The organism is Pseudomonas sp. SZ57 (genome assembly GCF_009495975.1).
Lineage (GTDB): Bacteria > Pseudomonadota > Gammaproteobacteria > Pseudomonadales > Pseudomonadaceae > Aquipseudomonas > Aquipseudomonas syringae.
In genome coordinates this window covers 205,556-229,814 of the sequence record NZ_WIBD01000002.1, presented here as the reverse complement: position 1 = coordinate 229,814, position 24,259 = coordinate 205,556, and the positions used below count along the sequence as shown (strand labels likewise).

General features: G+C 59.1%; 15 protein-coding genes and 3 pseudogenes. 4 read left to right on the top strand and 14 right to left on the bottom strand.

The window, feature by feature from the left end:
* Positions 1-161: 161 nt before the first annotated feature.
* Positions 162-3,062 carry an efflux RND transporter permease subunit gene (locus GE543_RS01125; protein ID WP_256664639.1) on the bottom strand — a complete coding sequence of 967 codons (2,901 nt, stop codon included), beginning with the start codon at positions 3,060-3,062 and terminating at the stop codon, positions 162-164.
* On the opposite strand from GE543_RS01125, the pseudogene GE543_RS01120 reads away from it, so the two are divergent.
* The 4 genes and pseudogenes from GE543_RS01120 to GE543_RS01105 form a co-directional block, all read left to right on the top strand.
* A pseudogene (locus GE543_RS01120) lies at positions 2,959-3,225 on the top strand (aldehyde dehydrogenase family protein); the annotation flags it as partial. The gene GE543_RS01125 and the pseudogene GE543_RS01120 overlap by 104 nt on opposite strands.
* A gap of 77 nt (positions 3,226-3,302) precedes the next feature.
* Positions 3,303-4,301 (top strand): helix-turn-helix domain-containing protein, encoded by a 999-nt coding sequence (locus GE543_RS01115; protein ID WP_153220261.1) that lies wholly within the window; start codon positions 3,303-3,305, stop codon positions 4,299-4,301.
* Between the two features lie 45 nt (positions 4,302-4,346).
* A complete protein-coding gene (locus GE543_RS01110) occupies positions 4,347-4,571 on the top strand; it encodes a hypothetical protein (RefSeq protein WP_046270179.1) in 225 nt (74 codons plus the stop codon).
* Positions 4,571-5,689, top strand: coding sequence for a metallophosphoesterase (locus GE543_RS01105; RefSeq protein ID WP_153220257.1), 1,119 nt, complete (start codon positions 4,571-4,573; stop codon positions 5,687-5,689). The genes GE543_RS01110 and GE543_RS01105 overlap by 1 nt, the downstream gene beginning before the upstream one ends.
* A 7-nt stretch (positions 5,690-5,696) precedes the next feature.
* Here the strand turns inward: GE543_RS01105 and GE543_RS01100 are convergent, their stop codons facing one another.
* The 13 genes and pseudogenes from GE543_RS01100 to GE543_RS01045 all read right to left on the bottom strand — a co-directional run bounded on the left by GE543_RS01100 (position 5,697) and on the right by GE543_RS01045 (position 24,244).
* Positions 5,697-10,898, bottom strand: coding sequence for a DUF4011 domain-containing protein (locus tag GE543_RS01100; RefSeq protein ID WP_153220255.1), 5,202 nt, complete (start codon positions 10,896-10,898; stop codon positions 5,697-5,699).
* Positions 10,899-11,204: 306 nt separating this feature from the next.
* Complete coding sequence (locus GE543_RS01095) at positions 11,205-12,689, bottom strand: bifunctional diguanylate cyclase/phosphodiesterase (RefSeq protein WP_178118534.1); 1,485 nt, start codon at positions 12,687-12,689, stop codon at positions 11,205-11,207.
* 387 nt (positions 12,690-13,076) lie between these two features.
* Positions 13,077-13,505: pseudogene (locus GE543_RS27690) on the bottom strand (methyl-accepting chemotaxis protein); the annotation flags it as partial.
* 111 nt (positions 13,506-13,616) lie between these two features.
* A pseudogene (locus tag GE543_RS27685) lies at positions 13,617-14,339 on the bottom strand (PAS domain-containing protein); the annotation flags it as partial.
* A gap of 255 nt (positions 14,340-14,594) precedes the next feature.
* Positions 14,595-15,245, bottom strand: coding sequence for an RraA family protein (locus GE543_RS01085; RefSeq protein ID WP_178118523.1), 651 nt, complete (start codon positions 15,243-15,245; stop codon positions 14,595-14,597).
* Positions 15,236-16,015, bottom strand: coding sequence for an IucA/IucC family C-terminal-domain containing protein (locus GE543_RS01080; protein ID WP_153220251.1), 780 nt, complete (start codon positions 16,013-16,015; stop codon positions 15,236-15,238). Before GE543_RS01080 ends, GE543_RS01085 begins: the two co-directional genes overlap by 10 nt.
* Positions 16,012-16,803, bottom strand: a complete 792-nt coding sequence (locus GE543_RS01075; RefSeq protein WP_003372869.1) for an ABC transporter ATP-binding protein — start codon at positions 16,801-16,803, stop codon at positions 16,012-16,014. Before GE543_RS01075 ends, GE543_RS01080 begins: the two co-directional genes overlap by 4 nt.
* Positions 16,804-16,813: 10 nt before the next feature.
* Complete coding sequence (locus GE543_RS01070) at positions 16,814-17,845, bottom strand: iron chelate uptake ABC transporter family permease subunit (RefSeq protein WP_153220249.1); 1,032 nt, start codon at positions 17,843-17,845, stop codon at positions 16,814-16,816.
* Positions 17,838-18,827, bottom strand: coding sequence for an iron ABC transporter permease (locus GE543_RS01065; protein ID WP_153220247.1), 990 nt, complete (start codon positions 18,825-18,827; stop codon positions 17,838-17,840). The genes GE543_RS01070 and GE543_RS01065 overlap by 8 nt, the downstream gene beginning before the upstream one ends.
* Complete coding sequence (locus GE543_RS01060) at positions 18,824-19,729, bottom strand: ABC transporter substrate-binding protein (RefSeq protein WP_371927063.1); 906 nt, start codon at positions 19,727-19,729, stop codon at positions 18,824-18,826. Before GE543_RS01060 ends, GE543_RS01065 begins: the two co-directional genes overlap by 4 nt.
* The gene (locus GE543_RS01055) at positions 19,719-21,602 is read right to left on the bottom strand and encodes an IucA/IucC family siderophore biosynthesis protein (RefSeq protein ID WP_153220245.1); all 1,884 of its coding nucleotides are present in this window, start codon (positions 21,600-21,602) and stop codon (positions 19,719-19,721) included. The genes GE543_RS01060 and GE543_RS01055 overlap by 11 nt, the downstream gene beginning before the upstream one ends.
* Positions 21,603-21,605: 3 nt before the next feature.
* On the bottom strand, positions 21,606-22,379 hold the full coding sequence (locus GE543_RS01050) for an HpcH/HpaI aldolase/citrate lyase family protein (RefSeq protein WP_178118522.1): 774 nt from the start codon (positions 22,377-22,379) through the stop codon (positions 21,606-21,608).
* Positions 22,379-24,244 carry an IucA/IucC family siderophore biosynthesis protein gene (locus GE543_RS01045; RefSeq protein ID WP_153220241.1) on the bottom strand — a complete coding sequence of 622 codons (1,866 nt, stop codon included), beginning with the start codon at positions 24,242-24,244 and terminating at the stop codon, positions 22,379-22,381. Before GE543_RS01045 ends, GE543_RS01050 begins: the two co-directional genes overlap by 1 nt.
* Positions 24,245-24,259 lie beyond the last annotated feature (15 nt).

Here is a 24,259-nt window from a genome sequence, read left to right as displayed (position 1 = left end):
GGAACGGACTAAAAAAGTTTGTTGATTAGATGAGGACGGGCACTGATGTGCTGGGTGCGTTCAGTAGAGTCCAGAGAGGAAACATATCGAAATGCGAAGTATTCTCTCTGGTGCTTATCCCTGTCAGGGCGCCTGCCTCAATGGCGGATTACACTGTTTTATCAAGGCCTGCGGAACAAACTTTTAAGCCTCTCATGACCATCATCGACATAAGTAAAGATAACGGGCACTACCAACAGGCTCAGTACGGTCGAGGCCAATAGTCCGCCGATGACGACCACCGCCATCGGCTGGCGGAAGCCAGACTCGCCACCCCATCCCAGTGCGGTCGGCAACATGCCTGCCCCCATCGCAATGGTGGTCATCAGGATCGGTCGGGCGCGTTTGTGGCATGCGTCGATCAACGCTTCGTAGCGGCTTACGGTCGGCGCACGGCGAGCCATGATTGCGTACTCCACCAGCAGGATCGAGTTCTTGGTCACGATCCCCATCAGCATCAGCAAACCGATGACCGACGCCATGGAAAAGCTCATTCCGCCGATCAACAGTGCCAACAGTGCGCCGCCAAGCGATAGCGGGAGCGCCGAGAGGATGGTCAGCGGCTGCATGAAGTCATGGAACAGCAACACTAGCACCGCGTAGATGCAGAATACGCCAACGGCCATCGCCAGACTGAAGTTGCCAAACAACTCGCTCATCAACTGCAACTCGCCCTGCTCCACCAGTTTCACTTGCGCTGGCAGGTTCTGCATGACCGGCGTTTGCCTGGCCTGTTCCATCACTTCGCCCAGATTGCTGCCATTGAGTTCGATGGACAGGGTGATATTGCGCAAGCGATCGATACGATCAATCTGCGCGGGGCCGCTGCCCATGCTGAGTTCTCCCAGCGACGCCAGCGCGATCTGGCCATCACGCCCGGTGACCCGCAACTGAGCGAGGCTCTGCAGGTCGGTACGTACTTGCGGCTGCATGCGCACCCGCACATTGACCTGGCGCTGGGACAGATTGATCTTGCCCAGGGACGAGCTGTATTCGCCATAGGTGGCCATGCGCAGGGTGTCGGCGATGTCCTGGCTGCTGACACCCTGCTCTGCCGCGCGGACAACATCCGGGCGCATCTGGATTTCCGGTCGTTGCACCGCCGCACTTGAGGTGACGTTGCCGATGCCTTTTATCTGGCGCAACTGCGGTTCAAGCGCGGCGGCGGTACGCTCCAGTAAATCGCCATCATCGCTGGCAAGGACGATGTCCAGCCGTTCGCCGCTGGCGTCACCACCGACCGTCACCCGCACACCAGGCAAACTGCGCAGACTTTCACGCATGCTCGCTTCCACCTGGGATTGTTTCAGGGCGCGTTGGTCACGCGGCAGCAGATCGACGGTCAGTATCGCGTTGCGATTGCCTGCACTGCCGGCATCGCCGCTGCCCGCCGAAATGAACACGTGGGCCACTTCAGGGATCGCACGCAAACGCTTCTCAGCCTGCAAGGCAATCTCGCCGGTCTGCGCCAGACTGCTGCCAGGTGGCAATTCCAGGCTGACGGTGCTGCTGGCAATATCCTGGGCAGGCAGAAAGCTGGTCGGCAGCAAGGGTATAAGCGCCAGCGAGCCGATGAATAAAGCGCCCACAATGGCCATGGTGGTTTTGCGGTGGCTCAGGCTGGTATGAATCCAGCCCAGGTAACGCCTCATCAAACCGCCGTCGTGTTCGCCATGCGAGCGAGCCTTGAGAAAGTGCGCAGCCATCATCGGCGTCAGAAGACGGGCGACCAGTAACGAAAATATCAACGCAGCGCTGGCGGTCACACCGAACTGGCGAAACAGTTTGCCGGAAATCCCGCCCATGAAAGCGGTCGGCAGGAATACTGCGACCAGGGTCACGGTGGTTGCCAATACCGCAAGGCCGATCTCGTCGGACGCTTCGATTGCCGCCTGCCTCGGGGTTTTGCCCATGCGCAGGTGTCGCGCAATGTTTTCGACCTCAACAATGGCATCGTCGACCAGAATGCCGATTACCAGCGCCAGCGCCAGCAGCGAAACGGTATTGAGGCTAAAACCGGCAAAATACATCACGCCGAAGGTCGGGATGATCGACAAAGGCAGTGCCGTGGCCACGATCAAGGTCGCCCGCCAGTCACGCAGGAACCACCAGACCACCAGCACCGCCAGTAACATCCCTTCGTAGAGCAGCGCCATGGAGCCGCGATAGTTTTCCATCACCGGCTCGACGGCATTACTCGCCTCTTCAATACGCACATCAGGGTGCTGCCTGGCGAACTCACTGACTGCCTGGCGCAAATCCCTGGTCACGCCGACGTCGGAAAAGCCCAGGGAGCGGATGACCTGAAAGCCAATCACCGGTTTGCCATCGCGATACGCCAGGGTGGTGCGCTCGGCATGGGTGTCGCGCACGGTGGCCAACTGCTGCACAGCGAGCATCCGTCCATCGCTGACGGGAATGCGGATAGCGCCCAGCGCCGCGGGGTCGTCAATACCGCCGAGGACACGCAGCGCCTGTTGACCGCTGCCCAGATCGCCTTGGCCGCCGGAATTGTCTTTCTGCATCGCACGCAAACGATCTGCAATGTCCGTCACACTCAGACCCAGACCGGCCATCAGCGCCGGATCAAGGTCAACCTGGACTTCGCGGTCCACGCCGCCCACCCGGCTGATCTTTGCGACACCACGCACGGTCAGCAGTTGTTTACTCAGCTCGTTGTCGACAAACCATGACAGCGCTTCTTCGTCCATACGTGGCGCATCGACCACATAGGTCAGCAACGCCGTGGTATTGGTGGTCAGGCGGGTTACCGATGGCGTATCGAGGTTGGCTGGCAATTCAGCCGCAGCGCTGTCCACCGCATTGCGTACTTCGTTGAGGGCTTCGTTGCCATCCTTGTCGATGTCGAAGATCACATTGATGAGGACACTGCCTTCGGTAATTTGTGTGGTGACATGCTTGAGCAGGCGCAGCGAGGTCAGCTTGTCTTCGAGCTTGCGCGCGACTTCGGTTTCCAGTTGCTCGGGGGCGGCCCCTTCCAGCGACGCACTGATTGCTGGCATGACACATATCAACGACATCACGATCGATGACCAGCCCAATGCGCCCTTCGGAGGGGAAAAGAATTCCGGCCTCGGCAGATTCAATGGTCAATACGCAGTGGATGAGTTCACGCGGGCCCATTGGGTCACCTGGAAAGCAGGCAGCCATCACTATCCGTTCTGAACCGGGCCCATTGATGAGTGGGCGGGCAACGACCGTTGCTCGTTCAACTGAAACTACAACAAGAAGAGAGGCAGCCTATGAACAATCTGGCCTGTGCATCCACCGAACAGCTGGTGTGTTCCGAACGCCTGATGAAGTGGAAGGAGTTCATGAGTGAACACCTTGGGCGTACGCCGGATTATATAAGGCGCCTGGAGTCGACCTTCATCGAACCCCTCAACGACCGCGACTTTCAGGGACGACTGGAGTACGGCGACCTCGGGCCGCTGCGTTTCTGCCGGATGACTGCCAGCGCCCACCGCTATTCGCGTCACCTGAGCAACGCGGTCAACGCGCTCGACACTCCGCGGATGCTGATATTGCAGACTGCGGGCGTCAGCCATGTAGAGCAAGGTCTGCAGCACAGCGTGCTGGCGCCTGACGACATGCTCCTGGTCGATTGTGGCAAACCCTTCAGCGTCACCAGCATGCAAGGCTGCGAGCATTTCATTCTGCTGCTTGAGGGCACAGATGATCGGCTTGCGGACAACGTAGACGTGCACCTTAACGGACGCACTGGCCTGGGGAGAATCCTGAGCCACTTGATCAATGATGCGTATGGCCAGTATCCCTTGCTCAACAGCCATTCGGCACGCCTGATCGGCGATAGCATCGTCGGGGTACTGGATAATGCGTTTAAAAACAAAGACGAAGAAAAGCAACTCACCCATGACTTCCGTCTGTTCAAACAGAATCGCCTCAAAGCTTATATTGAACGTCACCTTGCCGACCGGGACCTGACTGTGGAGCGCATCGCCAGCGTCGAACAGTGTTCGGTGCGCAGCCTGCACAGGACATTCCAGGTGGAACAGGGTTGTACGGTCAGTGAATATATCTGGCAACGACGCCTGTCGCGTTGCGCCGAAGAACTGCGCAGCAATGAGCATGCCCATCGTTCACTGACCGATATCGCCTATGCCTGGGGCTATGGCAGCAGTTCGCATTTCAGCAGGCACTTCAAATCGACATTCGGTATGTCGCCTCGGCTGTTTCGAGAGATGGCGCGCGGCAGGGATAGGCCGTCGAGCGCCGCCTGACAGCTGCAATCAAGCGACGGTTTCAGACCGGTTTCGAGCCGTGCAGTGCCGGCAAAGGCACGCCAGCTCGACAATCGGCGCGCGTTGCAAGAAACTTGGCAGCAAGGTCTGCCCGTATCGGCATTCCGCCTCGGCACCATGACCTTCAGCATCCCTGCTCCACAATACCCTGCAACGGAAGTCGTTCAGCAGGGCCAGATCGACCTTATTACTGCCCGTGCCGTTGACGCAGTTATTCACTTCATCGATATCGCCAACGGAGCACGTTAATGTTTCATGTCATGTTCAGCCTGCCCTGCCTGTACGTCATCGCCCGATTCCTATGGCCGATGCCCTGGGCGTTATCGGCGAAAATCGCCGTTGCGGTGCTGCTTGTCCTTGCCTCGCAATACCACCTGTATTGCCGATTTTCCTCCGGCAGCGTGTTCTCGCCGGAATTTCCACGCTACATCGTGATGCTGTTCAACTGGGCGTTCGGCGCGATCCTGTTGCTTGCGGTGCTGCAAATCATCGTCGACATCGGCACATTGCTGACGATGCTGGTGCGCCGGCAGACGCTGAGCATTCCGGCCAATCTGCGTTACTTCATCGGTATGGCGGCCCTGGTGCTGGCGGCAATCGGCGTCCAGCAGGCCGTGCGCGTGCCGCCGGTGAAAGACATCCAGATCGCGATTAAAAACCTGCCTCCGCAATTCGAAGGCTACAAGGTATTGCAACTGACAGACATGCACATCAGCCGTCTGTTCGACGCGCCGTGGACACAGGCGGTGGTACAGCAGTCAAATGCGCTGGGGGTGAATCTGATCGTCATCACCGGCGATCTGATTGATGGATCGCTAAGCAACCGGAAACAGGATATCGAGGCCCTGCGCGATTTGCGCGCGCCGGATGGCGTGTACGTCATCCCCGGCAACCATGAGTACTTTTTCGATAACCAGGCGTGGATGCAGCACTTCGTCTCACTGGGCATGATCCCTCTGGCCAACAGCCACACGATGATCGAGCGCGACGGTGCACGCATCGCTCTGGCCGGCGTCACCGACGTCACGGCGCCGAAAACCGGTTTCCCTGCGCCAGATCTGCAGAAAGCCATAGCAGGCATCGCGAAAGACACACCGATCATCCTGCTCGACCATCAACCCAGAAACGCCGAGGAAACAGCGACCCACGGCATAGCGCTGCAACTCTCCGGACATACCCATGGCGGCATGATCTTTGGCCTTCACTGGCTGCTGGCCCTGGCCAACGGCGGATTCGTATCCGGGCTTTATGATGTGGGCGGAATGCAACTGTACGTCAACAACGGCACTGCACTCTGGCCGGGGTTTGCCATTCGTCTTGGCAAACCTTCGGAATTGACCCGGATCACGCTTCGGCGGGCGCTTTAGCGCCCCGTCAGCGGGGCGTTGGCTGTTCGTTTAGTGGGTCTGCTGTCTTCTCCCGGGACTGCGCCAAAAGATCATTCAACGCTGCGTTCAGCCTCTGCAATGCACCTTCCTTGTCTACCCACCATTCCGTGGACCATAGCCGCACCAGGTTCCAGCCGAGGCCACTGAGAATTGCGCCGCGGACCTTGTCCCGATCCCGGGCAGTGGCAGCGCTGTGATAGGTAGCGCCATCGCATTCGACACCCGCCAGATAGTCACCCGGGCGGTCAGGGTGAACGATTCCCAGGTCAATGCGGAAACGCGACACACCAATCTGCGGCACCACTTGCCAACCAAGGCGCCGTAGCCCTTGAGCGACTGCTTCCTCGAACGGCGAGTCATAACCACCGACCGAGCCCTGTACCGCCTCGGCCAGGGCTTTTGGTCCGCGCTGGGCGAATTCTATGAAATGCTTCAGATCCCGGACTGCACGGGCGTTGGTGCGGTTCAGGTCGATCATCGACGGATCAAAGGATGAGAACACCAGCATTTCCCGGCGAGACCGTGTGATCGCCACGTTAAGCCTGCGCCAGCCACCGTCCTTGTTGAGGGGGCCGAAGTTCATGGACATGACCTGCGCACCCGGCTCGGTCGGGCCATAGCCTATCCCGAGCATGATCAGATCGCGCTCATCACCCTGGACTGTTTCCAGATTCTTCACGACAACCGGCTCGGTCTGTGTGTCCTGGAAAAAAGGCTCGATCTGCGGGTACTGCTTGCGGGCGTTGTCCAGCAGATCATTGATCAGTTTTTGCTGATCAGAGTTGAGCGTGATAATACCGATCGAATGGCCAGCAGCCACGAACGCAGGATCGGTAAGGCGCTTGACTGTCTCGCTGACGATGGCTTCGGCTTCAGCCTGGTTGTAGCGCCCTTTGCCTTTTGCATAAACACCGTCAACACGGCGCCACTCCACAGCACTTGCACGGGTCTCTGCGGCCGGGAAGGTGATGAGATTGCTGTCGTAGTAACGATGATTGGAGAAGGCAATCAGGCTTTCGTGGCGACTCCGGTAGTGCCAGCTCAGACTGTGGCTTGGCACCCCTGCTCCCAGGCATTCGTCCAGAATGCTTTCCATGTCTTCCGCGGTATCGTCGTCGCTGGCATTCGGGCCACGGTTGAAGAAGTTCGTCGGCGGCATTTGACGCGGGTCGCCTGCGATAACGACTTGCCTGCCGCGAGCTATCGAACCGATTGCGTCCCATGGAGCAATCTGCGAAGCCTCGTCGAAAATGACCAGATCGAAGGGCGGTTGATCGGCGGGCAGGAATTGCGCAATCGACAGCGGGCTCATCAGCATGCAAGGGGCCAGGCGATTCAGCGCGTCGCCCATCTCGACAGCCAGTTGCCTGACAGGTTTGTGCCGGCGGGACTTCTGCAATTCATGTTTGAGAATGGCAAAGCCGCTGCTTTTGGGTATGTCATTTTTGGAGGGGATCAAACCACACAGTCTGGCCCGGATGTAACGCACCGTCAGTTTGGCCATTTCGTCGTCCAGACGAGCGAACGCCGCAATGTCGCTCATGTGCTCGGCAGCCACGAAATTCCGCAACAGAGGTTCGCCGTCTATACCCTGCGTAGCGAACCAATGAGCATAGGCCGTGACGAAGGTTTCTTCGCTTGCTGCAGGTGACAGACTCCCTGCCTCGAGCGCACGGGCCAGACTTGCCAAACCAGCCTCACCCGCCTGCTCGCGAACCCGGCACCAATCGCACCATGCCTTGAGTTGCTCCTCGTGTTGCTGGATCGAGAGTGAAGTAGCCCGCAACGCGCCAACGCCTGGTTGTGTGTCTGTACCGGCTGCAGATAATTCGGCAAACAGTCGAGCGGCGTCTTCATAGCGAGACAAAGCCTGTTGCAAAGCCGATAGCGCTACGCCGATTTGCCCGCCCGGCGCCAACATTTCATTTGCCTCAACGACCAGACGCGCGACGGCGCTGCGCAATGAAATGAGGTGGTCCGGTGATTGGGCCAGACCGCTCATCAGCCCGCGCAGGTTTTCAGCCATTGAGGCTGCACGAAATATCTGTGACACGTCACTGGTCAGGCCCTGCCAGCCCGGGATCGATTGCAGGCTGCCGGCCAATGTGTCCAGTTCGTTCAGTTGCGCGTACAGGCGCTCGAAAATTGCCAGGTCGCCAAGTGTGTCCGGCAGGCCTGCTGCGCCGCCTGAAGAGGCCAGTTTCTTCGCGACCTTTTTCTTGGCGATAGTCGCCAGGAACCAGAACTTTCCTTCGGCATCTCGCCATTCGCTGCGCATCGCCTCAACGGGAACGCGACGGCAGGCTTCGTCTGCATAATCCAGCGAAAGACCTTCTTCAAGCTCTCGATAGCTTTCGATTAACCGGCACGCGCGCCGGGCTGCTTCGATACGCGCTACAGCATCGGGTGCAAAAGCGAACGAGAGGTTCAGGCCATAGGACTCCACGACCAGAGTCGTCAGTTCGTCAAGGTGCTGAACCTGCGCCACTTCAGCTACAGGCAAGTCAAGGTGCGTAAGGCCAAGAAGACTTTCACTCGCGGCATTCAGCGCGTCAAGGGCCTGCGGCAACTCACGTGCGGCATTCGCAATGTGTGCCTGCCAGGCGTTCGACCACTGGGTCTGCGCCAGAGCGCCGAATTTGCCTGACAGATTACGTGCGGCATCACCGTTCAAGCCTAACCGACGCGAAAGGTCCAGCAACTGGCTGTACTGGGCTGCATCATGTTGCGTGTCTGATGGCCAGGTCAGCCTGGGTGTTTGAGGGCCATGATCACGAACCACACGACCAATCGCCTGATGCAGGGAGAGCCCGTTGCTCCAGCGTCGGTGCAGTACCTCGACCAGTTCGTTGAGTCGCGAGCGCAGCGTCTGCAAACGAGTGGCTTCACGTTCCCACTCCTCCGGGCTCAACGCATCGCTGACATCCCAGGCGCGGTCCAGTTGTTTGAGTACTTCAACTTTAGAGGCCTTGCTTGAATGCAGCTCCAGGCAAAACTCGCCCAGCCCCTGTTCTGCCAGGCGACGGTAAACCACGTCCAATGCCGCGCGCTTCTCTGCCACGAATAGTACGCGACGGCCCAAGGCCAGATTGTGGGCAATCATGTTGGCAATGGTTTGCGACTTACCGGTTCCCGGAGGCCCATCCATGACGAAGCTATGAGTACCGGCAGATGCCACCACGGCAGATAACTGTGAAGAGTCGGCCGGCAACGGAGCGAAAAGCATGGCGGGCGTTACTGACGAGTCCAGATGCTCTGGTCTGGGAAACTCGTCTGAACCGGAGAAGCCCTCATCTCCCTCAGAGGGGTCAAGCAAATGCTTGACCAAAGGGCTTTGCAGCAGCTGTGCTGCGTTGGCATTCAGGTCTTTCCACATCAGGTATTTGGCAAATGAGAAGGTGCCCAACACAAGTTCGGTACTCACCTCGAAACCTGGCACGTCACGCACTGCTCGCCGCACCAGGTTCCAGATACCCGTCACATCAATGCCACTTTCATCACTGGGTAGTTCGCCGTCCAGTCCAGGAATTACCAACTCGAAGTCATGGCGCAGCAATTCAAGCAGCGTCAGGTTGAAACGCGGTTCTTCATCAAGAAGACTGAGCGTCACCCCGGACAAGGCACTTTTGCGTTCAAGTTTTACTGGCAGCAAAATCAGGGGCGCGGAATAGGTTTTAGGGTCGTCTGCACTCTTCTTCCATTTGAGAAAGCCGATGGCCAGAAACAGTGTGTTTGCACCGCCCTCTTCCAGATCGCTACGCGCCTTGCGGAACAGATCAATCAGGGTTGCTTCAAGTTTTACCTTTTCCAGAGTGGCGAGCACTTCACCACGAGCAAGCGCCTGACGAGCAACTTCGTCGACCAGGTTCTCATTATTCTGCTGCTCGTACAGGGCCACATCCCGGCCACTGCTTTTCAGGTCAGGCACCGGCAACACGCGAATTCGCTGGCCACTGGAGAGAAGGTCTTCAAGCGCTGCCGGATCAGGGCACAACAGGCGTACGCCTTTTGCGCTGTCCGGGAGATGCAGGAGGCGGTTGCGGGTCGTCAGATCCAGCAGCTTGCGTTGCCACAGCGTCAGCTTGCCCGCTGGACCTTCACTATCCGTGTTAATTTCGACATCGAACCCCGGAAGTGCCGGAGCCTCCTCCAGCCCTTCAATAGTGGGTGGAGCATCGGCTGTCTCATCCGATCCCTCGGTTACTGAGACGAGCGCCATCGGACGAATCTTCTGCATCCGGGCACGGTGCAAATCGATGGCCATGATGAACTGCTCATCATCGAGTTGCCGCTCGGCGGCTGCAATGGCCTGGGAGAAGCCCGGCACAGGTGTCTGTGTAGAAAGGGTGGTTTCGAATACCACCATTTCCTTCAGATCCAGGCGTTTGCGTACTGCCGACGCCTCATCGGTCAACAATTGGGAAAACTCTTGAGGCTGCAACCAGACGCCTGCGAATGCGTGCCCCTTGGTCATGATCAGCAGAGCGTTCAAGCCCGCCTGCTCCAAAGCCGCGGCAAACAGCAATGCAGTGTCCAGGCAGGTCGCCACGCCGTTTTCCAGAACCACACTCGGAGGCCGGACCTTTTGCCCCTCTTGTTCAAAACTGGCCGGGGGCAATGCATAGCTCAACTGAAAGCTGCACACTCCGGACCAAATGGCAGAGGCAAGCTCCCAGGTTCGCGTGCGCGACTTGCTTTCATAGCCGTCGATGCCATCTTTCTTGCCTGCGCGCCGCAAAACCTGTGAGGCCGCTTTGAGTACCCGATCTACTGCGGGATCATTGGGCATGCAGAAAGCCGCAAGCAGCTCCGGCATGGCGCTCAAGCCGCCCCATTCTGTGCGCGCCAGCAGTTCTGTCGGGAAGCGCTGCTCGACGAGTACATTGTCGCCCTGGGACAAGCGCATCACCACGTCAGCGCTAAGGCTTTCAGTCAGCCCGGACAAATAACCTGCGTTAAGCTTGATATCACGCTCGGAAATGTTGAGGCGATCACCTGCATGAATGCGGTCTATACGCCAAGTGCGGCTCTCTACGAAATCCGGATCGGTGCTTAAAGTCAGGGTCAGGTTTTCAAAACCGCTTTCTTCCTGGTTCCAGATACTCAATTCACGTACCAGCGGTACGGCGTTCTGGTGGGAGGCGAAACCGATCTTCCGGGCGATCAGCGCCTCAATCTTGATGTTCATTCACGGGCTCCTGCAGATGCGAGCGCTTGCCTCAGAGAGGCAGCCAAATGGGCATATAGTCCATGAGTCATCGACAATAAGGAATGCTTATATCTGAATCAGGCACCTTATCCGCATCAGGCACTCACGTAGACGCTATCAGCGCCAATCCCGATCACAGCTTCACGAGGGCGCCGCAACTCGCTGCACTGGCAGAAAGCCGCAAGTTTTATTGAGCGCCAGGTACTAGAGAATCTCTCATCGCCTCTGGTGAATCCAAAGTTCCGCATTGAAGTTCGAGAGCGCCTGACTTGAAGCGCATGAACCTTATTTTCCAGGAACCGCCAACGCCCTGACCGGCCCTTCGGAAACACTCATTGCCAGCAGCTCTTTCACCTGGGCCAACGGCAACGGTCGTCCGAACAGGTAGCCTTGGGCAAAGTCGCACTCATGGGTGGCCAGCCAGTCTGCGAGCCGTTCGTGCTCAACGCCCTCGGCGGTGATTTTCATGCGCAGGCTTTTACCCAGAGCGAGGATGGCCTTGACCATCTCGTTCTGGTTCTCAAGCGTCGTGTCGAAGAACGATCTGTCGATCTTGATCTTATCGATGGCAAGCCTGGTCAGGTGATAAAGCCCCGAATAGCCGGTACCGAAATCGTCCAGAGCGACGCTCACGCCCATCGCGCGCAGACGCTCCAGGTTCAGGCGGGCACTGTCGACATTGGCGACCAGGGCATTTTCCGTCACTTCCACTTCCAGCCGATTCAGCGGGAATCTTCCTTCGCTGGCCAGCTGTTCCAGCCAGTCCGGAAAGTCGGGACTTTCGATCATCAGTGAGGTGACATTGATTGCCAGCGTGAAGTCGCTTGGCCAATCGCGTGCCTGATCGAAGGCTTGAAGCAAAAGAGTCGCGGTGAGTGGTTTGATCAGCCCCAATTGTTCGGCGACGGGTATGAAGTCAAGCGGCAGGATGATCCCACGCTCGGGATGCAGCCATCGCGCCAGCAGTTCGAACCCCGCCAGGCGTTGTTCGGGAAGGCTGACGATAGGCTGATAGAACGGTTGAATATCCTTCTCTTCGATAGCCAGGGTGAGCTCACGCGCGAACTGTTCCTGCAGGCGCTGCTCGCGCTCGAAGCTGACTTCATAGAAATGGAACCTGGCTCGGCCACCGGTCTTACCGCGGTACATGGCGCTGTCCGCACGTTGCAGCAAGAGGTCGGGGTCTGAGCCATCCATTGGCGCAATGGCAATGCCGAGGGTTGCACTCAGGACCACACGCGGCAGGCCAACGCTGGATGCCGCGATTTTGGCCAGAATGTTTTCAGCGAGCGGCGCCAGTTCTGCGTGACTGAAGTCACCACTGACCGCCAGGCCAAACTCATCGCCGCCCAGTCGAGCCACGGAAGCCTGCCACCCGACAGTGGCGTCGCGCAGGCTTTCGGCAACGGCGCAGATAGCCGCGTCTCCCGCCGCATGCCCGTGGGTATCGTTGATGAGCTTGAATTTATCCAGGTCGATCAAAAAAACCGCAGTTTGTGTCGCTGGCTGCTGCAAGCGTGCAACCAGTTGCTCGTGAAACACACGCCGATTGAGCAAGCCGGACAAAGGATCGTGGCGGGCCAGAGATTCGCTGAGCGCCTGTGACTTGAGCAAGTCGTTGTAGCTACTGTGCAGTCGTTGCATCAAGCGTTTCAGAAGAATGAACGGTATGACCATCGACAACACTGCAAAGCCGGTCGAGGTCAGTACAAAACGCCAACGCTCGGCATTTTCGAAATCCTCGTCATAGGGCAAGCCCATGGCGATCATGGCGACGGATTCAAGTTCGAACTCCCACGCGATTGCGAAGAGGAAAATAGAAAACACATAAAACCACAGCAAGGTGTAAAGGTACTTACGAACCATTTGTGGGCTGCGCAGGAAAGGCATAGTGAAAGTGCTCGAAAGGACGGCGGGTGCAATGGCTATAAGCAGGTCATCGTTAGCCGGATATCAACGTAGTTCGATGATTTTGGTAGTATGCGCCTCGCACAAGTGCTGGCTCATGGATTGAATAAAACACACTCATTTAAAACTTTTATAGACAGAGGTCCCTGCCACTATCGATGAACGTTCTTTCCTGTTCGTTGGCCTGCTCAGCGAGTGACTCAGGGCAGTGCGCTTTTGGCGTCCCTGAGTCGACCCGACTGTTCACACTTAACTGGAGCGCTGGTCTACAAACCGGCTGACGGCCCGCACTACCGTGTTCGCGCCGTGCTGAATTTCCTGAATCACACGGTCTGCGTCGTTGGCCAATACCAGCGCCTCGGACGCCTGTTCGGTGCTGCGCACAATCACGCCTACCGCGTCTGAAGCCAGGCTCTGGTTGGTCTTCACGACGTTTACGATTTCTTCTGCGGCTTTTGTCGTGCGGGAGGCCAGCTGGCGCACCTCATCGGCGACTACGGCAAAGCCCCTGCCCTGTTCGCCAGCCCTGGCGGCTTCGATCGCTGCGTTCAGCGCGAGCAGGTTGGTTTGTTCGGCAATGCCGCTGATGGTTTTGATGATTGTTCCAATCACCTGACTTTGCGAATCCAGTGCTTCGATGCCTCGTGTGGCCTCTTCCATAGAAATGGTCAACTGGCCGAGCATCTGCAGCGTGTCCTTGATGACTTTGCGGCCCTGCTGCGCGCTGCTGTCAGTATCGATAGATGTTTGATAAGCCATTTCCGATGCTTCGGCGACGGCTTTCTCGCGCTCGACCTGTTCAGTGATGACCGTCGCGAACTTGGCAATTTTATAGAGTTTGCCGTTGGCATCGGTAATCGGGTTATAAGACGCCTCCAGCCATACATCACGACCGCCTTTGTCGATTCGACGAAAACGATCGACGATAAACTCACCCCGGCGCAGTCTTTCCCAGAATTGGGTATACGCGTCAGAAGCGGATTCTTCAGGCAGGCAGAAAATCTTGTGGTGTTTGCCCTTTATCTGATTCAGTTCGTAACCCATCGCCTTCAGAAAGTTGTCATTGGCACCGATGACAATGCCATCGAGGGTGAAATCGATAACGGCGGTGGAGCGTTGCAATGCATTGACCAGCGCCTCGTTCTCGCGTGAGGCTTCAATGGTTCGCGTCAGAACACTCGAGTACAGGGTAATCTGCTCGACGCCGCCAGTTTCGTTTTTGTACGGGACGACAATGGTTCTCAGCCACACCCTCGACCCGGTCTTGCTGACCAGGCGCAACGTGCCGCTGAAATGCTTGCCGTCGCGAATTGCGGTCAATGCGCGCTTCTGGTGAACGTCACCGCTCAGTTCCGGCGGGCTCAGCTCAGACAGATTGCGTCCGACCAGTTCTGCTTGCGCGTAACTCATCTCCGTCTCGAACAACGCGTTGACGGACTGTACCTTGCCCGTGCCATCCAGCACGACGGCGACTGTCTCCAGATTGAGGATTTGCCCTGCTTGCTCAAGCATGGCGAGGCGGCGCTCCAATGCCTTATTGGTGTTTTTCAAATGCGAATTGAACATTGCGGCTATCCGGAACAGTTTGGGTTTGCACTCTGCATCGGTCATAAAACCGCAATCTTGAGCGGCGCAATCAAACTTAATACGAAAACAGCCTGCCTATTGTCCGATTGTGACTGTGGGATCCAAAAGTTATAACTATTGATCAGTCGACAGTGGTTATATTCATGAATCAAATCAAACGCGCTGTTTCAGGTTTCATTATCACTGTCGAGTTGTGCTGACCGTGTTCTCCCCGTTCAGTCTGCCGAGAAACTCCTCCCGTCTTTTTCGGTCCGCACTCTCCTTGTCCAGCAACTCGGGTAACAGTTCGTTCGCCTGTTGCGGACTCAGGATAAATACCCCGTCATCATCCCCGACTGCGATATCCCCTGGCTTCACCTCCACGCCGCCTATATGGATCAGTCCATTGAGCTCGCCGCTTTCGCCAAGACTGCGCGTCGTCATTGCGCTGACTCCCCGGCTGAACACGGGCAGGCGATGTTCGCGCAAGGCGGCAACGTCGGTGACCGCGCCAGAGACGATGACGCCGGCAAGCCCCTTGATGAGCCCGGCCAGGGTGCGCAGTTCGCCCCAGCAGGCGCAATGCTCGTCGCCAACACATTCAATCACCAGTACATCGCCTGGCAGGCTGTTCAGCAGTGCGTCGCGCAAAATGCTGCCATCGGGCAGCTGCAGTTTGACCGTCACAACGTTGCCGACCAGTCTGGCACCCTCGAACAGCGGTCTGATCCCGCGCAGATAACCCACGTCGGTCAGGTGGCCAATGGTTGACGCGGCAATGTCACGGTATTGCTCTATGACGGCGTCGCTGAGTTGTTGCTGGCGGTGTGCAATCTGCTTGTTCATCGACATTTTTTGGGCCTCAGTAACGGACAGGTCGAGCAATACTCGACGGGGTTGCTGGCGTCGTAATAGAAGCAGCAGGTGCGCCGAAAACGGATGCTTTTGCCTTCGGCTTCCAGCACAACCGGCGGACGGCGGAAGTGTTTGAGCGGGTTGTAGGTCAGGCCGAACAGCGTGGGATCTGCCTGGTGCAGCAGCCAGTCGAAATCGGCTTCACAGCGCTGCCGGATCGCCGGGTCTTCAACCTTGTCCATGCGTTTGTCGTACAGCGAATACACACGTACTGCGGTGTTTTCCCACAAAATGCGTCGGGAAATGCCAGTGACACGGTTGAAGGTTTCCCACAGCGGCTGAAGCAGGTCGCGGAACAAAGTGGTAGCGATCTGATCACGCCATGCTTCGCGAGCGCCCGGCTCATAACCCACTGGCGTTGTATCGAGCAAAGGCATTGAAGAGGTCCAAAGGCCGTCATCGTGCGCGTATTCGACCACGCTGTTGTCCAGCGACAGGGCCAGGCCCTTGTCGTAGACCGACATCGCGTACAGGCAGGCACCGGTGCTGAGGAACGAAAAGCGCTTGGCCAGCAATGATGCCGTGATTGCCTGGGTCGGAGAACCGATCACCGGCCCCAGCTCGCCAAGCAGTTGCTCGCAGACTGCGTCGTCCAGCAGCGCGCGGGCCGGGAGTGAGCGCGGATCGTGCTCACCTGCCGGCCTGAGCCGCAGCGCCTCGGACAGCAACGCCCATTCTGACTCGCTGAACGCCTGCGCCAGACTCATTGCGGCAGTTCCCGGCCAAAGGGGATGCACAGCGGCGTACCAAAGAATGGATCGGCGATGATCCGGCAGTTGAGGCCGAAGACCTGCTTGACCAGCGCCTCGCTGAGAATATCCGCCGGACGCCCCTGGGCGAAGGCGCTGCGTTCGTGGACAGCGACCATATGATCGGCGTAACGGCAGGCCAGATTCAGGTCATGCAGAACCATCACGATGGTCTTGCCCTCTTGCCGATTCAGGTCGCGCAACAGGTCCAGCACTTCGATCTGATGAGCCAGATCGAGAAAGGTCGTCGGTTCGTCCAGCAATACAATGTCGGTATCCTGCGCCAGGGTCATGGCAATCCATGCGCGCTGACGCTGACCACCTGACAGCGCATCGACGGGTCTGTCGGCCAGTTCCTGCATGCCGGTTTGCGCCAGAGCCCGTGCAACCATGGCTTCATCCTCGGCGGACCATTGCTGCATCCAGTTCTGATACGGATAACGCCCCAGCGCCACCAGTTGCCGCACGCTGATGCCTTCCGGCGCGCTGGGCATCTGCGGCAGAATCGCCAGTTCACGCGCGACGGTCGCAGTGGACTTCTGATGGATATCGGCACCGTTGAGCACCACGGTGCCCTGCTGGGGTTTGAGCAGGCGCGCTAAGGATTTGAGCAAGGTGCTTTTGCCGCAACCGTTACTGCCGATCAGCACGGTCACCTGGCCTGCAGGTAACTGCAGATCAAGGCTGTCGATGATCACCTGCCGCTGGTAACTCAGGGTCAGGTCGTGGGTTGCGATTGACGCCATCCGTAATTCCTTAATGCCGCTGGTTGATCAATAGGTACAGAAAAAACGGCGTGCCCAGCACCGCGACAAAAATCCCTGCGGGCAGATCCAGCGGCAGGAACAGCGTGCGTCCGGCCAGATCGGCAAGCATCACCAGATTGGCACCGATCAACGCCGCCATCAGCGCCTGACCGACGAACCCCGGCGGCATCAGGCGTTTGGCGATATGAGGCGCGATCAGCCCGACAAAGGCAATCGCCCCGCCCCAGGCGACCGCCAGCCCGGCCAGTGCGACGCTCACCAGCAGCAAACCGGCGCGCAGCCATTGCACGCGCACGCCGATGCCCTGGGCCAGCGCGTCATCCAGTTGTTGCATGCGCACCTGACGGGCGAGCAGCGCCAACAGCGGCAGCGTCAACAATAGCCAGCCGGCCAGCGCGCGGGGCTCCGGCCAACTGGCACCATACACGCTCCCGGTCAGCCAGACATAAGCCGACAAGGTGGTGGTCAACGGGCTGAACACCAGAATGAACGTGGTGACCGCAGCCAGCAAAGCCGACACCCCTACCCCGATCAACACCATGCGCAAGGGTGAAGCGCCCTGATTCCAGGCCAGCAGATAAATGACCAGTGCCGCGAGGCCTGCGCCAGAGATCGCCGCCAGGGGCAGAAACTGCGCGCCCAGTGCAGCCGAGAAGAATGACAGGTACAACACGGCGGCGGCGCTGGCACCACTGGTGATGCCTAACAGATCCGGTGAGGCCAGCGGGTTGCGAATGATGCTTTGCAGGATCAGCCCGGACACCGCCAGGGCCGCGCCGACCAGGGCAGCCAGGGCCAGCCGGGGCATGCGCAGTTGTTCGACGATGAAGACCAGGCTGGCATCCGCCTGACCGGTAAAAACATTCAGCAGGGTCGCTGGCGACAGATTGATCTTGCCCACGGCCAGCGAACTCAGTGCAACCAGCAGCGTCAGCGACAGGCCCGTCAGCAAGCGCGTCAATGCAGTCAGGCTGAACTGCCGGGAAAAACTCCGGTAGCGCACGGTGAAATGCTTATCCATAGCGCGCGCCCCGCCGAACCAGTGCAATGAAGAACGGCGCACCGAACAGAGCCGTCATCACTCCCACCGGGACTTCCTGAGGGACAATCACGACGCGCGCCAGCGTGTCGGCCAGCAACAACAGCGTCGCGCCCAGCACTGCGCAGCCGGGCAGCAGCCAGCGATGGTCGATGGACAGCGTCTTGCGCACCATGTGTGGCACCAGCAGACCGATGAAGCCGATACTGCCCGCCAGCGCCACGGCGCTGCCTGCCAGGGCAATGATCACCACGCTCATCATCAGGCGAATCAGCCCCGTACGCTGGCCCAGCGCCGTCGCGATGGCTTCCCCGGTGTTGAGCACGTTGACCTGCCCCGCCAGCACCAGCGCGCCGACAAGCCCCATGACCACGCAGACGAGCAACGGCGCGGCAGTGCTCAGCTCGCGCTCCGACAACGAGCCGGCCAGCCAGAACAGCACGGTGTCCAGACCGTCCTGATTGACCACCAGCAAGGCCTGACTGAATGCGGTAAACAAGGCAGTGATCGCTGCGCCGGCCAACACGATGCGCAATGGATTGAGGCTGCCCTGCCCCCGGTTGCCGATGACCCAGACAATCGTGCCCGCCACCGCAGCGCCGATGAACGCGCACCACAGCCACTGGCTCATGGACGACAGTGAAAGCAGCGACGAACAGGCGATGATGGCAAACGTCGCGCCGGCATTGATGCCGAACAGGCCAGGCGACGCCAGCGGATTGCGCGTCAGCGCCTGCATCAGCGCCCCGGCAACCGCCAGACTCGAACCGACCGCGACGGCCATCAGGGTGCGTGTCAGCCGTGTGTCGAGCAGCACTTGCTCGATAGCGCTCAGCGCATCAGCCTGCCAGACACTTCGTACAATGGCAGCGGGCGATATCCAGGTGGCCCCGGTGGCCAGACTCAATCCCATGCACGCTACCAGTATCAACAGCCCCAGGCCCAGTTTTACCGCAGCCGTCATGAGGCGCTATCCGCCAGGGCCACGCGAGCGATCTCATCGAGCATGCGGTTGGCGCCCAGAATGCCGCCGGACAAACTCCAGGCCACGGCATCGACGCGCCATACCTGGTAGTCCCGTACTGCACGCAACTGTTGCCAGAACGGGTTCTGTACCAGCTTGTCGTAGGTGTGCTGCGCGGCGTTGCTGTCGGCGCGCTGAAAGACGAAGAACAGGTCGGCATCGACCACAGGCAAACTCTCTTTACTGCTGAGTTTAAGGGACACGCCCGTGGCTTGGCGGGCCGCGGGCGTCCAGGCAAAGCCCAGTTCACTGAGCACCGAGCCGGCAAAGCTGGCCGGCAGATAGCTACGGATATGGTCTTCGCGAATGTCGAGCACCGACACGGTGATTGGCCAGCGTCCGGCGAACTTCGCCTGCAACTGGCCACGCAGCGCTGCCACACGCTGTTGCCAATGCCCGAGCAGCTCGATGGCCAGTTGTTGACGCTGCAGGGCCGCGCCCATCATCGCCAGGGTGCGCTTGAATTCGAACACCTCTTCGAGCATCAGCACCATGCTGATCTGTTCCAGTAACGGTGCGATGCGTTGATGACGAAAGCGTGAGGCGACGATCAGGTCCGGCTTGAGCAGCACGATATCTTCCAGGCTCGGCTGGGTTTCCAGACCCACATGCGGCACCGCCGCCAGCGCCGGGCGCAGGTAGCGGTACATCGGTTTTTCGCTCCACGAATCCACCACACCGCAAGGCGTTACGCCAAGGGCTACGGCAGTGTCGGACGCCCCTTGAAACAGGGTGACAACGCGCAGCGGCGCTGCCCGGGCAATGCCAGGCAGCGCCAGTAACCCCAGCGAAAGGCGCAACACGGTGCGCCGTGAAGGATGCAGGGTTCGGTCAGGTTGCACGGCGCAACCTGTGGAACGGGTTGACCACTTCGCCCTTGCCGAACGGCATGCTGCCCGGACCGCCCGCGCGCTCGATCATGGGCGTCAGCAGAAGTTTCTGCGGCCAGTTGGGGGCTTCGAACAGTTGTTGCCTGATCATGCCACGCGCCTCGTCGTCAAATTCGATGGTTGTGATCAGATTATCCAGAACATCGCGCAATACGGTCCACAGCGCAGTGACCGGTACGTCATACACTTGCGCCAGAGTATCCATGATTGCCCGCACGTTTACCTGAATACCCAGCGTCTGCAGCCAGAACAGCAAGTCCTCGGGGCGGTCATGATAAAGCGTATTGGCATGACCTTTCTTGATTCGATATTCCGGGTCGTGCATACCGTTGCGCTCCAGCCAGGGCACGAAAATACGCAACGAGTCGTGGTCACGCAACAACAGCCCTTGCGCCTGTCCGGCTTTCCAGACCATGACCGCGTTCTGACCATGCACTTCGCCGAGCATGCCCAGGCGGAACATGCGCAGGTTGATGTCAAAGAAACTGTGGCTCAGTTCGCGAAACAGTGTCAGCACCGAAGCCTGATTGCGCGGCAGGTCGCGGTAGTCCATCCACTCGTCGAAGAAATGCCGATTGCTCCCCGGTAGCGGTGTACCCAGTGCCGCCATGGGCAGCAGGCGGCACTCCGGATCATCGAGCAAGGCGGCCGGATAGCCGCGCACCATGGCCGAAAGATGCCGAGGTCCTTCGTCGAACAGCGTGGCGTGCGGCGGCATGAATGCCCACCATTTGCGTTCGTCGCACAAGTGCAGCGAACGGCTCAGGGTTTGATCCTTGTCGACCACCTGACGCAGCAGTTTTTCGCTCAGCCCGCCGTTGATCATTTTGACCGCTGGCAGATAGCGCGAAGCGCCGAGCGAATAAATCGCCATGGGCAGCTTCAGGTAGTCAGCGCTGTTGAAGCACGGTGTCATCGAACGCAGCGACGACGTGGCATGCACCTGCGCATGATTGAAATCAAGCCGCTGGCAATCGCCCTTGGCGAATGCATCGCCCAGCTGAGCCTGCAGAACATGCTCGAACTGCCATGGGTGAACCGGCAGCGCAACATGGCTGCCGGCAATGCCACGCGCCTGCATCTCCTGGTCAAGCTCTGCTTGCAGGTTCTCGGGCAGCAGATAGCGGGCCGGAAAGGATGCATTCAAGTCCTCCACGCCGTCGCCGCATTGCAGCAAGGTCTTGTCGACGGCCACCCAGTTCAGCGCTACCGGCCGGGCGAATTCGGCCTGGTAGTGTAAGTATTCCTGCTCGTTCAAGCCTTGTTTGGCCTTGGCCAGCGGGTGATACGGGCGATCACGCAGTGACGCCCACTGTTCCATGGTCCTGAAGAAGGTGGCGCCGTCCTGAGCCATCAGGTTCTGCTCGTCGACCTTGTGGTCCAGCGACAGCGCGGTCTGCCAGACACTGATGCGCAACACCTCGAGAAACAGCGCGATACCCTTTTCGTTGTCCTGACGCTCGCTGTCCTGAAGCAGCGTCGCCTTGCCAGCGAACACCCACTTCATGAAGTCTTCCGGCGACAACTGCGTCCAGCGCTCGTCCTGTCGGCCCAGTACCGGGGTGCCGGGCACTTTTTCCCATTGCTGGGTGATGCCGGGGCGCAACGCGATGCTGATGAAGCGTTGCTCCGAATCATCGCAGCACCACTCCCAGATTTGCAACGCACTACCCTGCTCTACCAGTTGCGGAGCCTGTGGATGGCGCAGTTGCCATTGGCTGCTGTCCTGCAGGCGCAATGGCTCGCGACCAAAGAAGTCCTCAGCCAGCAGGCAATCGACCAAATCCTGCATGACCAGGTCAGCGGCGAGTGAAGTGAAGTTCATGGTTTATTTTCCTTCTGCTGAATGTTGAGCCAGGCGGGCCTGAAGCGCGCGAAAGGCAATGCCACGCTCATCCCCGAGGACAAAGGTGTTGACCCCGCGAGCCTGCCAGCGGGCAGCGTCACCGGGTTGACGAGGGATCGCGCAATAGGCGACGCCCGCCGCATGGGCGGCTTGCCAGGTTGCAAGCAACGCGTTTTGTACATCTGGTTGATCGATCTGCCAGGGCATGCCCAGTGACTGCGACAGGTCTGCAGCGCCTTCAAGAATCATGTCCAGCCCCGGCACGATGGCGATCTCGGCGGCACGGCGTACGCCTTCGGCGCTTTCGATCATCGCCACCACCATGATCTGTTGATTGGCGGCCTCCACGTACTGCGCCAGGCTGTGCTTGCCGAACGAGCCGGGACGTCCGGCGTTGAGGCTGCGGCGACCCAGCGGATGGTATTTGCAGGCGGCAATCGCATCCGCCAGTTGCTCGGGGCTCTCGATCATCGGCAAGACGATGCCCTGCGCGCCGCCATCGAGCAGGCGCAGCAGGGTTTTCGGGTTGAGATCGGCGACCCGTACCAGTGGTGTGAGGTCGTAGCTCTCTGCCACACGGATCATGTTTTCCACGGTTTCCGGGTTGATCAGCACGTGTTCCATGTCGATGATCACGAAGTCGAACCCGGCCTCGGCGATCAACTCGATGGCGGCCGGGGCCGGGATCGAACTGATCACCCCGTGTGCTGGCTGTCCGTCGGCAATTCTGCTTTTGAGCGCATTGGTCCTCAGCATCATTGCGGCCTGTAGGTGTGCAGTGGGTTCGGTACCGAGCGGAAGCGACGCTCGCCATCCCCCAGCAGTCGACGCTTGGTCAGCTCTTCCACTTCGTACGACGGCGCAAACACGTCAAACAGCCCGAAACGGTCGCGATGCTGCGGGTGAGCACGCTGATAGTCGAGGATGACGTCGGCGGTCATCTGCCAGAACAGTGACTCATCCAACTGGTATTGCTGACGCAGGAAAATCGCCATTTCAGCCAGGCAGATGAAGAAGAAACAGTCACAGGAGAAATCGCGCACCGCGTTGACGTCATCGGTGATGATGAACGAGTTGCGGTTGAGTTTTGCATGGCTGGCGGGCAGCGGCACCAGCTCTGGGCACAGTTCGGGACGTCCGAGGTGCGCAGGTGAATAACGCACGCCGTCATGGAAGTCCTTGAGGGCGATGCGCTGCGGCCAGCCCTGCTTGACGATCAGCACGATGTTCTGGCCGTGGGACTCCATGCCTATGCCTTCGGCATAGAGCATGTGAATGATCGGCGGCACCGTGACCTGCAGCAGTTGCCGGGTCCATTCCTTGAGCCCGTACTGGCTGACCCAAGCATCTATGAACGGCGTCTGCTGGCCATCACCGTAACGGTTTTCTACATGGCTGAGGCCGTTGAACGGCACCGCCTGCTCGTCGTCCCGGAGGTACTGATGCAGGCTTTCCCGCCAGATGGCACCCAGCGTGCCGTAGGTCTGCGCCGAACGCGATTCCGGCAGATGGCGGTAATCGAAGCTCACCCCCGCCACCTCACCGAGAATCACGAAATCCAGCGCACGAGCGGTGCTATCGGTTGCGATCAACTGGTGCAGCCAATCGGTGATGATCGGGCCGTTCAACACCGTGTGGCGCGCCAGGATGCGTGTGCTGGAGGTGTTGGTCATGCTCATCGCCAGCTTGACGTATGGGCGCTGTGGCTGACTGGCGTTGGCCAGCGTGCGAATCGACTGCTGAGCCTTGTAGCTATCGGTCGACGTACCCAGGTAAATCAGCTCGCCGCTGGCCAGTTCCGGGTAGAAGGTCGACACCGTGACGTTATCCCACTGCCACGGATGCACCGGCATCAGTTGATAGTCGTCGATGGACTTGCCCTGCGCGGCCAGATCCCGAGTTATTTCCTGCCAACGTTGTGTGCCCAACTCCTGACGGATGAACGCCTGAAAATCCATGCTCCGCGAGTGGCCGACCGAGGCGCTCGATTTCGCCACGGCCAGCCAGACCACCGCGAAAGGCGTGGCAAATTCTGGTCCGTAGTGGCGGTTGTCAGCCAGGGAAAAGCCGATCCGCGACTTGTAACATGGGTGATAGCTGTGGGCATCCATGAAGTGCTGCTCCAGCGCATCGACATCCAGCTGATGCGCTGGTCTGGCGGGCTGATAACCCTGATTACGCGCCTGCAAGTCCTTGAGCTGGGTCTGCTCGATTTCCTGGATGAAGCGCGTCAGGTGCGGGCTGTCCTTGAACGGGCTGAGCAGCTCGGTCAACGCCAGATGCAGATCCGGCACGCTGCGTTCGCCGGCACTGTCCACCCGCTCAAGGGTAGCGTGATCGAGGCGGATCAGCTCAAAGCTGGTGCTCAGCAGGCCCTCGCAGTGGTATTCCACACCGCCACTGACGGCCACTGCAAAACGATGCCGATGATCATCCAGCGGCTCACAGCGGTAAGGCAGCGCCGCCTCGTACAGCAGGGTTTGCAGCAGTTGGCCGATCACGCGGCGTTGCACTTGCTGATAGCGCTCGGCGCTGACGTCGGCCAGCCAGGCACCAGTACCCTTCGTTTTATCTGTCGTTGTCGAAGCGGCGTTACGTTGCAGCGGTAAAGGGGTAGCCATGTTCATACCTCGAAC

Coding starts and splice junctions, on each gene's coding strand:
- GE543_RS01095 (WP_178118534.1), bottom strand. CDS start 12,689: ATGATCGCCATGGGCTTGCCCTATGACGAGGATTTCGAAAATGCCGAG.
- GE543_RS01100 (WP_153220255.1), bottom strand. CDS start 10,898: ATGAACATCAAGATTGAGGCGCTGATCGCCCGGAAGATCGGTTTCGCC.
- GE543_RS01105 (WP_153220257.1), top strand. CDS start 4,571: ATGTTTCATGTCATGTTCAGCCTGCCCTGCCTGTACGTCATCGCCCGA.
- GE543_RS01045 (WP_153220241.1), bottom strand. CDS start 24,244: ATGGCTACCCCTTTACCGCTGCAACGTAACGCCGCTTCGACAACGACA.
- GE543_RS01085 (WP_178118523.1), bottom strand. CDS start 15,245: ATGTCGATGAACAAGCAGATTGCACACCGCCAGCAACAACTCAGCGAC.
- GE543_RS01065 (WP_153220247.1), bottom strand. CDS start 18,827: ATGACGGCTGCGGTAAAACTGGGCCTGGGGCTGTTGATACTGGTAGCG.
- GE543_RS01070 (WP_153220249.1), bottom strand. CDS start 17,845: ATGGATAAGCATTTCACCGTGCGCTACCGGAGTTTTTCCCGGCAGTTC.
- GE543_RS01050 (WP_178118522.1), bottom strand. CDS start 22,379: ATGCTGAGGACCAATGCGCTCAAAAGCAGAATTGCCGACGGACAGCCA.
- GE543_RS01115 (WP_153220261.1), top strand. CDS start 3,303: ATGAACAATCTGGCCTGTGCATCCACCGAACAGCTGGTGTGTTCCGAA.
- GE543_RS01075 (WP_003372869.1), bottom strand. CDS start 16,803: ATGGCGTCAATCGCAACCCACGACCTGACCCTGAGTTACCAGCGGCAG.
- GE543_RS01125 (WP_256664639.1), bottom strand. CDS start 3,062: ATGCCAGCAATCAGTGCGTCGCTGGAAGGGGCCGCCCCCGAGCAACTG.
- GE543_RS01055 (WP_153220245.1), bottom strand. CDS start 21,602: ATGAACTTCACTTCACTCGCCGCTGACCTGGTCATGCAGGATTTGGTC.
- GE543_RS01080 (WP_153220251.1), bottom strand. CDS start 16,015: ATGAGTCTGGCGCAGGCGTTCAGCGAGTCAGAATGGGCGTTGCTGTCC.